Origin of the sequence: Leclercia barmai (assembly GCF_049312895.1) — a bacterium.
Lineage (GTDB): Bacteria > Pseudomonadota > Gammaproteobacteria > Enterobacterales > Enterobacteriaceae > Enterobacter > Enterobacter barmai.
This window is the reverse complement of the sequence record NZ_JBMNWZ010000007.1, coordinates 117,721-132,990: the sequence shown is the minus strand read 5'-3', so window position 1 is coordinate 132,990 and position 15,270 is coordinate 117,721. Positions and strand designations below refer to the sequence as shown.

Annotated in this window: 12 protein-coding genes; 9 read left to right on the top strand and 3 right to left on the bottom strand. The window is 57.9% G+C overall.

Annotation, left to right across the window (positions count from 1 at the left end):
* Window positions 1-35 precede the first annotated feature (35 nt).
* Window positions 36-596, bottom strand: coding sequence for an ADP compounds hydrolase NudE (gene nudE, locus ACOYA6_RS20925; RefSeq protein ID WP_039031517.1), 561 nt, complete (start codon window positions 594-596; stop codon window positions 36-38).
* A 322-nt stretch (window positions 597-918) separates the two neighbouring features.
* On the opposite strand from nudE, the gene ACOYA6_RS20920 reads away from it, so the two are divergent.
* The 5 genes from ACOYA6_RS20920 (at window position 919) to pckA (ending at window position 7,098) form a co-directional block, all read left to right on the top strand.
* On the top strand, window positions 919-3,054 hold the full coding sequence (locus ACOYA6_RS20920) for an intracellular growth attenuator family protein (protein ID WP_039031516.1): 2,136 nt from the start codon (window positions 919-921) through the stop codon (window positions 3,052-3,054).
* A 63-nt stretch (window positions 3,055-3,117) separates the two neighbouring features.
* Window positions 3,118-3,801 carry a GMP/IMP nucleotidase gene (gene yrfG, locus ACOYA6_RS20915; RefSeq protein ID WP_039031515.1) on the top strand — a complete coding sequence of 228 codons (684 nt, stop codon included), beginning with the start codon at window positions 3,118-3,120 and terminating at the stop codon, window positions 3,799-3,801.
* Complete coding sequence (gene hslR, locus ACOYA6_RS20910; RefSeq protein WP_138370765.1) at window positions 3,798-4,199, top strand: ribosome-associated heat shock protein Hsp15; 402 nt, start codon at window positions 3,798-3,800, stop codon at window positions 4,197-4,199. The genes yrfG and hslR overlap by 4 nt, the downstream gene beginning before the upstream one ends.
* Window positions 4,200-4,222: 23 nt before the next feature.
* Window positions 4,223-5,101, top strand: coding sequence for an Hsp33 family molecular chaperone HslO (gene hslO / locus ACOYA6_RS20905; RefSeq protein WP_039031513.1), 879 nt, complete (start codon window positions 4,223-4,225; stop codon window positions 5,099-5,101).
* A gap of 377 nt (window positions 5,102-5,478) precedes the next feature.
* On the top strand, window positions 5,479-7,098 hold the full coding sequence (pckA, locus tag ACOYA6_RS20900) for a phosphoenolpyruvate carboxykinase (ATP) (RefSeq protein ID WP_039031512.1): 1,620 nt from the start codon (window positions 5,479-5,481) through the stop codon (window positions 7,096-7,098).
* A gap of 89 nt (window positions 7,099-7,187) precedes the next feature.
* On the opposite strand, the gene envZ is transcribed toward pckA, so the two are convergent.
* Both envZ and ompR read right to left on the bottom strand, forming a co-directional pair.
* Entirely contained in the window at window positions 7,188-8,534 is a 1,347-nt protein-coding gene (gene envZ, locus ACOYA6_RS20895) for a two-component system sensor histidine kinase EnvZ (protein ID WP_039031511.1), read from the bottom strand.
* The gene (gene ompR / locus ACOYA6_RS20890; protein ID WP_001157751.1) at window positions 8,531-9,250 is read right to left on the bottom strand and encodes an osmolarity response regulator transcription factor OmpR; all 720 of its coding nucleotides are present in this window, start codon (window positions 9,248-9,250) and stop codon (window positions 8,531-8,533) included. The genes envZ and ompR overlap by 4 nt, the downstream gene beginning before the upstream one ends.
* Window positions 9,251-9,476: 226 nt before the next feature.
* Here ompR and greB point away from each other — a divergent pair, with 226 nt between their 5' ends.
* The 4 genes from greB (at window position 9,477) to feoB (ending at window position 15,262) form a co-directional block, all read left to right on the top strand.
* On the top strand, window positions 9,477-9,950 hold the full coding sequence (gene greB / locus ACOYA6_RS20885; RefSeq protein ID WP_139563749.1) for a transcription elongation factor GreB: 474 nt from the start codon (window positions 9,477-9,479) through the stop codon (window positions 9,948-9,950).
* Window positions 9,951-10,037: 87 nt separating this feature from the next.
* Window positions 10,038-12,359 (top strand): Tex family protein, encoded by a 2,322-nt coding sequence (locus ACOYA6_RS20880; protein ID WP_422655320.1) that lies wholly within the window; start codon window positions 10,038-10,040, stop codon window positions 12,357-12,359.
* Between the two features lie 326 nt (window positions 12,360-12,685).
* A complete protein-coding gene (gene feoA / locus ACOYA6_RS20875; RefSeq protein ID WP_039031508.1) occupies window positions 12,686-12,913 on the top strand; it encodes a ferrous iron transporter A in 228 nt (75 codons plus the stop codon).
* A 30-nt stretch (window positions 12,914-12,943) separates the two neighbouring features.
* Window positions 12,944-15,262, top strand: a complete 2,319-nt coding sequence (gene feoB, locus ACOYA6_RS20870) for a Fe(2+) transporter permease subunit FeoB (RefSeq protein WP_422655319.1) — start codon at window positions 12,944-12,946, stop codon at window positions 15,260-15,262.
* Window positions 15,263-15,270: the final 8 nt, after the last annotated feature.

The window sequence follows — 15,270 nt, the reverse complement described above, 5'->3', positions numbered from 1 at the left end:
CTTCCCCCTTTCCCTGTGGAGAGGGGGATTTTACGCTACAGCCTTCCCTGCCCTTTCAGCCATTCACGCACCAGGAACAGCGCGCTTACGTTCCGGGCTTCGTTAAAATCAGGCTCTTCCAGCAGATCCATCAGATGCGCCAGCGGCCAGCGCACCTGCGGCAGCGGTTCCGGTTCATCCCCTTCCAGCGACTCAGGATAGAGATCTTCCGCCAGCACAATATTCATTTTGCTGGAGAAATAAGAGGGTGCCATGCTGAGTTTTTTCAGGAAAGTGAGCTCTTTCGCACCAAAACCGACCTCTTCTTTCAGCTCACGGTTTGCGGCTTCATAAACCGACTCGCCGGGATCGATAAGCCCCTTTGAAAAGCCCAGCTCGTAGGATTCCGTTCCCACCGCGTATTCGCGGATTAAAATCAGGTGCTCGTCGACAATAGGCACAATCATGACAGCTTCGCGCGTGGAAGGACGCATACGCTCGTAGACGCGGCGCACGCCGTTACTAAACTCCAGGTCCACGCTCTCAACGTTAAACAGGCGCGATTTGGCGACGGTTTCAACATTCAGGATGGTGGGCTTTTGTAAGGGTTTGCTCATTTTGACGGGTCTTTGCTGGGTGAACTGGCGTCATTGTGCGATATGCCGCACGGTTTCGGCAATGTCAATCGCGCTTTATTTACATTATTGCAACTTTATGAGATTCATTCCTCATTTCAAGTCAAAAGTCAATAGGTTGAAATTGTTCCAGGAATTTGCTGATATTCCGCCACGGTTGCCTTTGCTATCATCAGCGATCACTGGGATGCGCTTCAAATTGCTCAAGTTCAACGCCTTACATGCCGATAGCCAACCACAGACACGCATTCACTGTTAAGGTGCTACTGACTACACCTGTAAGAAAAAGTAAGATGGGGAAAGCATGAGCACCATTTTGATTGTCATCGCTGCTATGCTGGCCTGCGCATTCATTGCAGGGTGGTTGTACAGACGTCGGGCGCAGCATCGATATCGCCTGCCTTATCTCAATGCCTTTACCGGGGCGAGCACACGCAAACTCACCGCAGAAGAGCGCAGCGCGATCGAGCAATATCTCGAGTCGTTTAACCGTATCCAGCAGACGCCTGCAACAGGTGCCAGCGCCGCACCGGTATCGTTAAGCCTGAATGCCCAGAGCAATACCGTGCACAGCCTGACGCGCTCCATTACCCGCTACGGTATTACCACCGACGATCCCAATAAATGGCGCTACTACCTCGACTCCGTCGAAGTGCATCTGCCGCCGTTCTGGGAACAGTACATCAACGATGAAAACAGCGTTGAGCTGATCCACACCGACTCTATCCCGCTGGTGATTGCCCTGAACGGCCACTCCATCGCCGAATATGTTCAGGAAGCCCCGCACCTGGCGCTGGAACACGTCAGCTCAACCCAGGCCTCGATTCGTGGCGAAGAGACCGAGCAGATTGAGCTGCTGAACATTCGCCAGGAGACCCACGAAGAGTACGCTCTCAGTCGCCCGGACGGCATTCGTGAAGCGCTGCTGATTGTCGCCGCCTTCCTGCTGTTTTTCTTCTGCCTGATGAGCCCGGACGTCTTTGCCCCCTGGCTTGCCGGGGGCGGCGTGCTGCTGCTGGCGGCGGGATTATGGGGACTCTTCGCCCCGCCGGCGAAAAACGCCCTGCGTGAGATCCACTGTCTGCGCGGGACGCCAAAGCGCTGGGGTCTGTTTGGCGAGAACGATCAGGACCACGTCAATAATATCTCGATGGGCATTATTGACCTGATCTACCCGCGCCACTGGCAGCCGTGGCTGGCCCAGGATTTAGGGCAAAAGACCGACGTTGATATCTATCTTGACCGCCACGTGGTGCGCCAGGGGCGCTATTTATCCCTGCATGACGAGGTGAAAAACTTCCCGCTGCAGCACTGGCTGCGCAGCACGGTGATTGCCGGTGGCGCAGGGCTCGTACTGGCGATGCTGGTTCTCCTCGTGCCGCTGGATATGCCGATCAAATTTACCCTCTCATGGATCAAGGGCGCCCAGACCATCGAGGCCACCAGCGTCGATCAGCTTGAAAACGCCGGGGTGCGCATCGGTGATACTCTGCATCTGCAGGGCACCGGGATGTGTAATATCCACGCGGCGGGCAACTGGAACGCGCGCCAGAGCTCGCCTTTTGCACCTTTTGACTGCTCGCAGCTGATCTGGAATGACGCGGCCCCGCTGCCGCTGCCTGAATCGGATACCGTTAACAAAGCCACGGCGCTGACTCAGGCCCTGAGCCGCCAGCTCCATCCTAAACCGGAAGATGAGACGCGCGTCAGCCCGGCATTACGCTCCGCCATTCAGAAATCGGGCATGATCCTGCTGGATGATTTTGGCGATATCGTCCTGAAAACCCAGGATCTGTGCGCAGAGGCGGACGAATGCGTCAGGCTGAAGAACGCGCTGGTGAATCTCGGTAACAGCAAGGACTGGGAAGCGCTGGTCAAGCGCGCTACCGCTGGCCGTCTTGATGGCGTTAACGTCCTGCTGCGTCCGGTGAGCGCCGAGTCGCTGGAAAACCTGGTCGCCACCTCTACCGCGCCGTTCGTGATGCGCGAAACCTCCCGTGCCGCACAGGCCCTTAACAGCCCGGCGCCCGGCGGCTTTGTGATTGTCAGCGATGAGGGCAGCGATCTGGTCGATCAGCCTTATCCGCCGGTAGCGCTGTACGACTACCCGGCCCAGGAGCAGTGGGGTGAGTTTCAGCGGCTGGCGCAGATGCTGATGCGCACGCCGTTCAGCGCGGAAGGGATTGTGACCAACATCTTTACCGATGCCAACGGCACCCGCCATATCGAACTGCACCGCATACCGGATAGCGCCGCTTTATGGCGCTACATCGCCACCTCGCTGCTGATGCTGGCGATGGTGCTGTGCATTATCTGGAACGGCGTGATGGCCCTGCGCCGCTACCAGCGCTCGCGCACCCGCCTGGCCGAGATCCAGCAGTACTACGAAAATTGCCTCAATCCGAAGCTGATCCCCACCCCTGAGAGCCTGATCGGATAACTTCTGTGCGCGACAAGATATGCTACCCTGTCGCGCACGTTTCTTCTGGCTGGAGTATTCCCCATGCATCTTGATATCGCCTGGCAGGACGTTGATACCGTCCTGCTGGATATGGACGGCACGCTGCTCGATCTCGCGTTTGATAACTACTTCTGGCAAAAACTGGTGCCGGAGACCTACGGCGAGCAGCAAGGGATCACCCCGCTGGAGGCGCAGGAATTCATACGCCAGCAATATACCGCCGTACAACATACGCTAAACTGGTACTGCCTGGACTACTGGAGCGAACGCCTCGGACTGGATATTTGTGCGATGACTACCGCTCAGGGCGCGCGCGCCGTACTGCGTGAAGATACTGTTCCCTTTCTGGACGCGCTCAAAGCCAGCGGTAAGCGGCGCATTCTGTTGACCAACGCGCACCCACATAATCTGGCGGTGAAGCTGGAACATACCGGACTGGGTTCACACCTTGATTTATTACTTTCCACCCACACATTTGGTTATCCGAAAGAGGATCAGCGACTGTGGCAGGCGGTGGCAGAAGAGACCGGCCTGCAGCCAGAGAGAACGTTGTTCATTGATGACAGCGAACCCATTCTGGATGCGGCGGCAAAATTTGGCATTCGTTATTGCCTTGGCGTGACCAATCCTGATTCTGGCCTGGCTGAAAAAAGCTATCTTCGCCATCCGGGGATGAACGACTATCGCCGGATGATCCCCTCACTCACCGTGAAGGAGAAGCCATGAAAGAGAAACCCTCCGAAGGGGTAAGACTGGATAAATGGCTGTGGGCTGCCCGCTTTTACAAAACGCGCGCCCTCGCCCGCGAAATGATTGAAGGCGGCAAGGTGCATTACAACGGGCAGCGCAGCAAACCGAGCAAGCTCGTGGAGCTGAACGCCACCCTGACGCTGCGTCAGGGCAATGACGAACGAACGGTGATCGTAAAAAACGTCACCGAACAGCGTCGCCCGGCAGCGGAAGCCAGCACCCTGTACGAAGAGACGGCAGAAAGCGTTGAAAAACGCGAGAAGATGGCCCATGCGCGCAAGCTCAATGCCCTGACCATGCCGCATCCCGACAGGCGACCGGACAAGAAAGAGCGTCGCGATCTGATTAAATTTAAAAATGGCGAGAATGAGTGATTCTTGCTGAACGAGAGATGACTATGGCCCAACACGACCAATTACACCGCTATCTGTTTGAACAATTTGCCGTTCGCGGCGAGCTGGTTACGGTATCCGAAACCTGGAAACAGATCCTGGAAAACCACAACTATCCGCTGCCGGTTAAGACCGTGCTGGGTGAGCTGCTGGTCGCCACCAGCCTGCTGACTGCGACCCTGAAATTTGCCGGTGACATCACCGTGCAGCTGCAGGGTGATGGCCCGATGAGCCTGGCGGTGATCAACGGCAACAACCAGCAGCAGATGCGCGGCGTGGCGCGCGTTCAGGGCGACGTCCCGGAAAATGCCGATCTGAAAACGCTGGTCGGCAACGGCTATCTGGTGATCACCATCTCCCCGGAAGAGGGCGAGCGCTATCAGGGCGTTGTGGGTCTGGAGGGCGATACCCTGGCGGCCTGCCTGGAAGATTACTTCATGCGTTCCGAACAGCTGCCGACGCGCCTGTTTATCCGTACCGGCGAAGTCGATGGCCAGCCGGCGGCAGGCGGGATGCTGCTGCAGGTTCTGCCTGCGCAGGACGCTCAGACCAATGATTTTGAGCACCTGGCGACCCTGACCGAAACCATCAAAGCCGAAGAGCTGCTCACCCTGCCGGCGAACGACGTGCTGTGGCGTCTGTATCATGAAGAAGAGGTGACCCTGTACGATCCGCAGGACGTTGAGTTCAAGTGCACCTGTTCCCGTGAACGCTGTGCGGGTGCCCTGAAAACGCTGCCGGATGAAGAGATCGACAGCATCCTGGCGGAAGATGGCGAGATCGACATGCACTGCGATTACTGTGGCTCTCACTACGTCTTCAATGCAATGGACATTGCCGAGATCCGCAACAACGCCTCTCCGGCGGATCCTCAGCTGCACTAAGCCCTGTCGTTAACTGCCCTCCTGTGGGGGCAGTTGACCTTCTTCCCTTTCCCGCTACTCTTTAATTTCATTCACTATTCCCCCTCCCCTGCTGAATCGTTACCAGTCATGTAAGGCTTTCGTAATTTTCTTTCATGTATGCGCTTACATTCACATTCTCGTAGTTAAATTTACCGCCCATTAACCTTTTAAGAACATTTTCCCCAACCGAAAAGTGATTCCTGCCATAATCTGCTCCGCGAGTGACAGGAGTCACAGCGTTTTCCGTCATTAAGGGTTTTTGTCCAGATACGCAAATCTATGAGCCCGGTCGCGGTTAACATTCGAAGAAAAACCCTACAATTTCAGGCAGTATAAATTGGCTAAGGAGCAGTGATATGCGTGTTAATGGTTTAACCCCGCAAGATCTCATGGCTTATGGTATCAACGATGCTCAGGATATCGTCTACAACCCCGATTACGATACGCTGTATCAGGAAGAGCTCAATCCAGCGCTGGAAGGCTACGAGCGCGGCATCCTGACGACGACCGGCGCCATTGCTGTCGATACCGGTATCTTTACCGGGCGTTCGCCGAAGGATAAATACATTGTCCGTGACGACACCACCCGCGACACCCTGTGGTGGGCCGATCATGGCAAAGGGAAGAACGACAACAAAGCGATCTCCCCTGAAACCTGGCAGCACCTGAAGACCCTCGTCACCCAACAACTTTCCGGCAAGCGTCTGTTCATTATCGACGCTTACTGCGGCGCCAACGCCGACACCCGTCTTTCCGTTCGCTTTATCACCGAGGTGGCCTGGCAGGCGCATTTCGTGAAGAACATGTTCATTCGCCCCACCGATGAAGAGCTGCAGAGCTTCGAGCCTGACTTTGTGGTGATGAACGGTGCGAAGTGCACCAACCCGAACTGGAAAGAGCAGGGACTGAACTCCGAAAACTTTGTCGCCTTTAACCTGACGGAACGTATCCAGCTGATCGGCGGCACATGGTACGGCGGCGAAATGAAGAAAGGGATGTTCTCGGTGATGAACTACCTGCTGCCGTTGCAGGGCATTGCCTCCATGCACTGCTCGGCGAACGTCGGCGAGAAAGGCGATGTGGCGGTCTTCTTCGGCCTCTCCGGCACCGGTAAAACCACCCTCTCCACCGACCCGAAACGCCGCCTGATTGGCGACGACGAGCACGGCTGGGACGATGACGGGGTGTTTAACTTTGAAGGCGGCTGCTACGCCAAGACCATTCGTCTGTCGGCAGAAGCGGAGCCGGATATCTTCCAGGCGATCCGCCGCGATGCGCTGCTGGAGAACGTGACGGTACGCGCCGACGGCTCGGTGGATTTTGACGATGCGTCAAAAACCGAAAACACCCGCGTCAGCTACCCGATCTACCACATCGACAACATCGTTAAGCCGGTCTCAAAAGCGGGCCACGCGACCAAGGTGATCTTCCTCACCGCCGACGCGTTTGGCGTGCTGCCGCCGGTTTCACGCCTGACCGCCAGCCAGACACAGTACCACTTCCTCTCCGGTTTTACCGCCAAGCTGGCCGGTACCGAGCGGGGTGTCACTGAGCCAACGCCAACCTTCTCCGCCTGCTTCGGCGCAGCCTTCCTGTCGCTGCACCCGACGCAGTACGCCGAAGTGCTGGTGAAACGCATGCAGGCCTCAGGCGCCCAGGCGTACCTGGTCAACACCGGCTGGAACGGCACCGGCAAACGTATCTCGATTAAAGATACCCGCGCCATTATCGACGCCATTCTGAACGGTTCGCTGGATGATGCGGAAACCTTCACCCTGCCGATGTTCGATCTGGCGATCCCGACCGAACTGCCAGGCGTGGACAGCCATATCCTCGATCCGCGTAACACCTACGCGTCGCCGGAACAGTGGCAGGAAAAAGCCACTCAGCTTGCGAAGCTGTTTGTGGAAAACTTTGAGAAGTACACCGATACGCCAGCGGGTGCGGCGTTGGTTGTTGCAGGACCTAAGCTGTAGAGACTGTGCCGGGTGGCGCTGCGCTTACCCGGCCTACAAAAACCCTGAATGTAGGCCGGGTAAGGCGAAGCCGCCACCCGGCTTATTTTTTAGCTCTCTTTCACCTGCCTGCGCGGAAACGGAACCGGCAGCCACGCGCGGATACTCAACCCGCCCCGCTCGCTGGTGCCAATCTCCAGCAGACCGTTATGGTTATCCACGATACGCTGCACAATCGCCAGGCCTAAACCGGTGCCGCTGGTGCTGCGCGCGCTGTCGCCACGCACAAACGGCTGGAACAGATGTTTGCGCTGTTCCGGTTTGATCCCCGGGCCGTCATCTTCCACCTGGAACCAGGCGCGATTCAGTTCGGAGCCACTGCTGACTTTGATCCAGCCGTTACCGTAGCGGGCGGCGTTCACCACCATATTCGCCACGGCGCGCTTGATGGAGAGCGGGTGCATGCGCACGGTGATATCGCCCGGCTGCAGATCGGTTTCGATCTCACGCTCGTAGCCGCTCTCGGCCGCCACCACTTCGCCCAGCACCGCGTTAAGTTCCGCGATCTCCATCGGCATCTCCTGCCCGGTACGCAGGTAGTCGATGAACTGCTCGATAATGGCGTTGCACTCTTCGATGTCCTTGTTGATGGACTCCGCCAGGTAGCCGTCCTCCTCGCCCATCATCTCCGTCGCCAGACGAATACGCGTCAGCGGGGTGCGCAAGTCGTGGCTGACCCCGGCCATCAGCAGGGTACGGTCATCCGCCAGCTGCTTCACCCCGGCCGCCATATGGTTGAAGGCGCGGGTCACCGAACGCACTTCCGACGCGCCATACTCGCGCAGCGGAGGCGGAATAATCCCTTTACCGACCTGAAGCGCCGCGTGCTCCAGGTCGACCAGCGGTCGGTTCTGAATACGGATAAACAGCCACGCGCCGCCTATCGCCAGCAGCATGATCGCCAGGGTGTAACGGAACAGTGGCGAGAAGTCGCCCTGATGGATTTCGGTCAGCGGCACGCGCACCCAGATATTGGGTGACAGCCAGGTTTTCAGCCAGACGACCGGCGAGCTTTTGTTGACCTCAACGCGCACTTCCGTTGGGCCGCCCAGCTGCTGCGCCATCTGCTGGCTAAGGAATTCATAATGCTGAGCCCAGCGCAGGCCTGCGTCTTCCGCCGCTTCGTTAGAATAGAGCGATATCCCCAGCTCACGGTAGATCTCACGGCGAAACGCCGGAGGAACCACCAGCTGCGTGCCATCTTCCAGCTGCAGTTTATCGGTCATCAGCATACGGACTTCGTAGGCCAGGACCTTATTAAACTGCTGCAGGCTCGGCAGGATCGCAAAGTTCAGCACGACCAGATAGGTCGTCACCAGGCTGACAAACAGCAGGGTGACGATCAGTAACAGGGTGCGGGCAAACGAGCTACGCGGCGAGAAACGCATTCGCCTCATGCTTTAGAGCCGTCCGGGACAAACACGTAGCCCAGACCCCAGACGGTCTGGATATAGCGCGGGTGCGCCGGATCCTCTTCCACCATGCGGCGCAGGCGGGAGATCTGTACGTCGATGGAACGCTCCATCGCGGAATATTCCCGGCCACGCGCCAGGTTCATCAGCTTATCGCGGGAGAGCGGCTCACGTGGATGGCTGACAAGGGCTTTCAGTACCGCGAACTCACCGCTGGTCAGCGGCATTGGCTCATCTTCACGGAACATCTCGCGGGTGCCGAGGTTCAGCTTGAACTTGCCGAAGGCAATCACCGCCTCTTCCTGGGACGGCGCGCCCGGCAGTTCGTTCGCCTGACGGCGCAGCACGGCACGGATACGGGCCAGCAGCTCGCGCGGGTTAAACGGTTTTGGAATGTAGTCGTCGGCGCCAATTTCCAGGCCCACGATACGGTCAACCTCTTCCCCTTTCGCCGTCACCATAATGATCGGCATCGGGTTGCTCTGGCTACGCAGACGACGGCAGATGGAAAGGCCATCCTCGCCCGGCAGCATCAGATCCAGCACCATCAGGTGAAAGGATTCGCGGGTCAGCAGGCGGTCCATCTGTTCGGCGTTGGCGACGCTACGAACCTGGAAGCCCTGCTCGGTCAGATAACGCTCAAGGAGCGCACGCAGGCGCATGTCGTCATCCACCACCAGAATCTTATAATTCTCTTGCATTGTCAGTACTCCCAAAGGTTCGGATAATCTTGAACAGCGTATTCTAAAAAAGTGCGCGTCCACGACCAGCTAATTCTGGTATAAATTCTAGTCGAAATTGTTACAAAGCATATTTAACAGCAGCTTATCTGTACATTCCGTCACATAACTCATTATTAATCCTGTCTGATAAGATAAGTGATACGTAATGTGCGCAAGGTAAGCAACCCTGTTGTAAGGCCAGAGAATGAAAACGCCCCTGATCACCCGCGAAGGGTATGAAAATCTGAAGAAAGAGCTGGACACCCTGTGGCGTGAAGAGCGCCCGGAGGTGACAAAAAAAGTGACCTGGGCAGCGAGCCTCGGCGACCGCAGTGAGAATGCCGACTACCAGTACAACAAGAAGCGACTGCGTGAAATCGACCGCCGGGTGCGTTATCTGACCAAATGCCTCGAGAACCTGAAAATCGTCGATTATTCCCCGCAGCAGGAGGGCAAGGTCTTCTTCGGCGCGTGGGTCGAGATCGAAAACGACGAGGGCGATCTCAAGCGCTTTCGTATTGTCGGCTACGATGAAATTTTTGGTCGTAAGGATTACATCTCCATCGATTCACCGATGGCCCGGGCGCTGCTGAAAAAAGAGGTGGGCGATCTGGCTGTCGTCCATACCCCGGCGGGTGAAGCCAGCTGGTACGTCAATGAAATCGAGTACGTAAAATAGTCCGAGAGCGCCCTCCACGACTGGCATTTTGCAGTGCCAGTCCGTATAACTATCCCCTGATTTTTCGACCCACAAGATGAAATAGCCATGATGAAAGATTCGCTCTGCCGCATTATTGCGGGTGAACTTCAGGCAAGGGCTGAACAGGTAGAAGCTGCCGTTCGCCTGCTTGATGAAGGGAACACCGTGCCGTTTATTGCACGTTATCGTAAGGAAGTGACTGGCGGTCTGGATGATACGCAGCTGCGTAACCTGGAGACCCGCCTCGGCTATCTCCGTGAACTGGAAGACAGGCGCCAGGCGATTCTGAAATCCATCGGCGAACAGGGCAAGCTGACCAGCGAACTGGAAGCAGCCATCAACGGCACCCTGAATAAAACCGAACTCGAAGATCTCTATCTGCCGTATAAACAAAAACGCCGCACCCGTGGACAGATCGCCATTGAAGCAGGCCTGGAGCCGCTGGCCGATCTGCTGTGGACGACGCCGTCCCACGACCCGGAAACCGAAGCCGCGAAGTTTATCGATGCCGATAAAGGCGTGGCCGACACCAAAGCCGCCCTCGATGGCGCCCGCTACATCCTGATGGAGCGCTTTGCCGAAGACGCTGCCCTGCTGGCAAAAGTGCGTGATTATCTGTGGAAGAACGCCCATATCGTCTCCACCGTGGTCAGTGGCAAAGAGGAAGAAGGGGCGAAATTCCGCGACTACTTCGATCACCATGAACCGATCTCAACCGTGCCGTCCCACCGCGCGCTGGCGATGTTCCGCGGTCGCAACGAGGGCATTCTACAGCTCTCCCTGAACGCCGACCCGCAGTTTGACGAGCCGCCAAAAGAGAGCCACGGCGAGCAGATCATCATTGACCATCTCGGCCTGCGCCTGAACAACGCCCCGGCGGACAGCTGGCGCAAAGGCGTGGTGAGCTGGACCTGGCGTATCAAGGTGCTGATGCACCTCGAAACCGAACTGATGGGCACCGTGCGCGAACGCGTCGAAGACGAGGCGATCAACGTCTTTGCCCGTAACCTGCACGATCTGCTGATGGCTGCCCCGGCGGGCCTGCGCGCCACCATGGGCCTCGATCCAGGCCTGCGTACCGGCGTGAAGGTGGCCGTGGTGGATGGCACCGGCAAGCTGGTGGCCACCGATACCATCTATCCTCATACCGGTCAGGCAGCGAAAGCCGCGGTTGCCGTGGCGGCGCTGTGCGAGAAGCACAACGTTGAGCTGGTGGCGATCGGCAACGGCACCGCCTCCCGCGAAACCGAACGCTTCTTCCTCGACCTGCAAAAGCAGTTCCCGAAAGTGACGGCGCAAAAAGTGATTGTCAGCGAAGCGGGTGCGTCGGTGTACTCGGCGTCCGAGCTGGCAGCGCAGGAGTTCCCGGATCTGGACGTCTCCCTGCGCGGTGCGGTCTCTATCGCCCGCCGTCTGCAGGATCCGCTGGCGGAGCTGGTGAAGATCGACCCGAAATCCATCGGCGTGGGCCAGTACCAGCACGACGTCAGCCAGACGCAGCTGGCGCGTAAGCTGGATGCGGTGGTGGAAGACTGCGTAAACGCCGTTGGCGTTGACCTGAACACCGCCTCCGTCGCCCTGCTGACCCGCGTGGCGGGCTTAACCCGGATGATGGCGCAGAACATTGTTGCCTGGCGCGATGAGAACGGGCAGTTCCAGAACCGCCAGCAGCTGCTGAAGGTGAGCCGCCTCGGACCTAAAGCGTTCGAGCAGTGCGCGGGCTTCCTGCGTATCAACCACGGCGACAACCCGCTGGACGCCTCCACCGTTCACCCGGAAGCCTATCCGGTGGTGGAGCGCATTCTGGCGGCCACCCAGCAGGCGCTGAACGCGCTGATGGGTAACAGCAGCGAACTGCGTAACCTGAAAGCGGTCGACTTCACCGATGAGAAATTTGGTGTGCCGACGGTGTCCGACATCATCAAAGAGCTGGAGAAACCGGGCCGCGACCCGCGTCCGGAGTTCAAAACCGCGCAGTTTGCGGATGGCGTCGAGACGATGAACGACCTGCTGCCGGGTATGGTGCTGGAAGGCGCCGTCACCAACGTCACCAACTTCGGTGCGTTTGTGGATATCGGCGTTCATCAGGATGGCCTGGTGCACATCTCCTCTCTGGCGGACAAGTTCGTGCAGGATCCGCATACCGTGGTGAAAGCCGGCGACATCGTGAAGGTGAAAGTGCTGGAAGTGGATCTGCAGCGCAAGCGTATCGCCCTGACCATGCGTCTGGACGAGCAGCCTGGCGAGACCAACGCCCGTCGCGGCGGCGGAAACAGCGAGGCGCGCCAGCAGCGTCCGGCAGCGAAACCGCGCGGTCGTGAAGCACAGCCATCCGGTAACAGCGCGATGATGGATGCGCTGGCAGCGGCAATGGGTAAGAAGCGTTAATATTGGCAGTGCCCGGTGGCGCTTCGCTTACCGGGCCTGCAAAACCGTAGGCCGGGCAAACGCCGTGCCTCCCGGCAAACAGAGCGCAGGAATTAAATAAATATGGAACCGATTGCATATCCATATTTAAACCGATAATTATCACTCTATTAACAATAAGTCTTTTTTTCTCTCACCAGCAGTCTTCGCAAATATTGAGCAAGGTCAATCCGGCTGCAAATTAATAGCGCCATGTACATTCCGTCACATATTTAGCATTGATGATAGAAACTATTCTCATTACCATTGTGCCTGTAGATTATTTAACCTTTCGTTAAGTAGGCACTATGCAATTCACTCCAGACAGCGCGTGGAAAATTACCGGTTTCACTCGCGAAATCAGCCCGGCCTATCGCCAGAAACTGCTCTCTTTAGGAATGCTTCCCGGCTCCTCTTTTAACGTTGTTCGCGTTGCCCCGCTGGGCGATCCGATCCATATCGAAACCCGACGTGTGAATCTGGTTCTGCGTAAGAAAGATCTCGCATTAATAGAAGTTGAAGCTCTGTCTCAATAAAACGCCAGCTTTCGTAGCGAGTCTAAAAGAATGAAAAAATTAACCATTGGCTTAATTGGCAATCCCAATTCCGGCAAGACCACCTTATTTAATCAGCTTACCGGCGCACGTCAGCGCGTCGGTAACTGGGCGGGCGTCACGGTCGAGCGTAAAGAGGGTTTGTTCACCACTACCGACAACCAGGTTACGCTCGTCGATCTGCCCGGCACCTACTCGTTAACCACTATTTCCTCCCAGACCTCGCTGGATGAGCAGATCGCCTGCCACTATATTCTGAGCGGCGACGCCGACCTGCTGATCAACGTGGTGGATGCCTCGAACCTCGAGCGCAACCTCTACCTGACGCTGCAGCTTCTCGAGCTGGGCATCCCCTGCGTGGTGGCGTTGAATATGCTCGATATTGCCGAGAAGCAGCAGATCCGTATCGACGTCGACGCCCTCTCTGCTCGCCTGGGTTGCCCGGTGGTGCCGCTGGTCTCTACCCGCGCCCGCGGTATCGACGCCCTGAAGCTCGCCATTGATCGACACAGCCGTAACGCCGACGTGGAGCTGGTGCACTACCCTCAGCCGCTGCTGCGTGAAGCCGGGATCCTCGCTCAGGAAATGGCGCACAGCATGCCGTTAAAACAGCGCAACTGGCTCGGCCTGCAGATGCTGGAAGGCGATATCTACAGCCGCGCCTACGCCGGTGATGCCGCGCAACAGCTTGATGCGTCCCTGGCGCGCCTGAACGACGAACTGGACGATCCTGCCCTGCACATCGCCGATGCCCGCTATCAAAGCATCAATGCCATTTGCGACGTGGTCAGCAACGCCCTCACCGCCGAGCCAAGCCGCTTTACCCGGGCGATGGACAGGGTGATCCTCAACCGTTTCCTCGGCCTGCCGGTGTTTCTGCTGGTGATGTACGTGATGTTCCTGCTGGCCATCAACATTGGCGGCGCGCTGCAGCCGCTGTTTGACGTCGGCTCCGTGGCGATCTTCATTCACGGCATTCAGTGGCTGGGCTATACGCTGCACCTGCCGGAATGGCTGACCATTTTCCTCGCCCAGGGGCTGGGCGGCGGGATCAACACCGTCCTGCCGCTGGTGCCGCAGATCGGCATGATGTATCTGTTCCTCTCCTTTCTGGAGGACTCCGGTTACATGGCCCGCGCGGCCTTCGTGATGGATCGCCTGATGCAGGCTCTCGGCCTGCCGGGTAAATCCTTCGTGCCGCTGATCGTGGGCTTCGGCTGCAACGTGCCGTCGGTGATGGGCGCCCGCACGCTGGATGCGCCGCGCGAACGCCTGATGACCATCATGATGGCGCCGTTTATGTCCTGCGGCGCGCGGCTGGCGATTTTTGCCGTCTTTGCCGCCGCCTTCTTCGGTCAGGAGGGGGCGCTGGCGGTCTTCTCGCTCTACGTGCTGGGCATCGTCATGGCTATCCTCACCGGCCTGATGCTCAAACACACCATCATGCGCGGGGAAGCCACGCCGTTCGTGATGGAACTGCCGGTCTACCACGTTCCGCACCTGAAAAGCCTGCTGATCCAGACCTGGCAGCGCCTGAAAGGCTTTGTCCTGCGGGCGGGTAAAGTGATTGTGGTGGTGAGCATTTTCCTGAGCGCGCTGAACAGCTTTACCCTCAGCGGCCAGGCGGCGGATAACATTAACGACTCCGCGCTGGCCTCCGTCAGCCGCGTCATCACCCCGCTGTTCAAGCCGATTGGCGTGCACGAAGACAACTGGCAGGCCACCGTCGGGCTGTTCACCGGCGCGATGGCGAAAGAGGTGGTGGTCGGTACCCTGAACACCCTCTATACCGCTGAAAATATTCAGGAAGCGGAGTTTAACCCGGCCGATTTCCACCTCGGCGACGAACTGTTCAGCGCCGTGGATGAAACCTGGCAGAGCCTGAAAGAGACCTTCAGCCTGAGCGTGCTGGCGAACCCGATTGAAGCCAGCAAAGGCGACGGCGAGATGGCGACCGGCGCCATGGGCGTGATGAGCGAGAAATTCGGCAGCGCTTCGGCGGCCTACAGCTACCTGATCTTCGTTCTGCTCTACATTCCGTGCATCTCGGTGATGGGCGCCATCGCCCGCGAATCAAGCCGCGGCTGGATGGGCTTCTCCGTGCTGTGGGGGCTGAATATCGCCTACTCGCTGGCAACGGTCTACTACCAGACGGCCAATTTCAACCAGCATCCGCAGTACAGCCTGGCGTGTATCCTGGCGGTGGTGCTGTTTAACGTGCTGGTGATCGGACTGTTGCGCCGGGCCCGTAGCCGCGTGGACGTCAATCTGCTGGTGAAAGGCAGGACCGCGGCGGCCTGCTGCGAAAGTCCGGCCAGCGACTGTCATTAGGAGGCGGC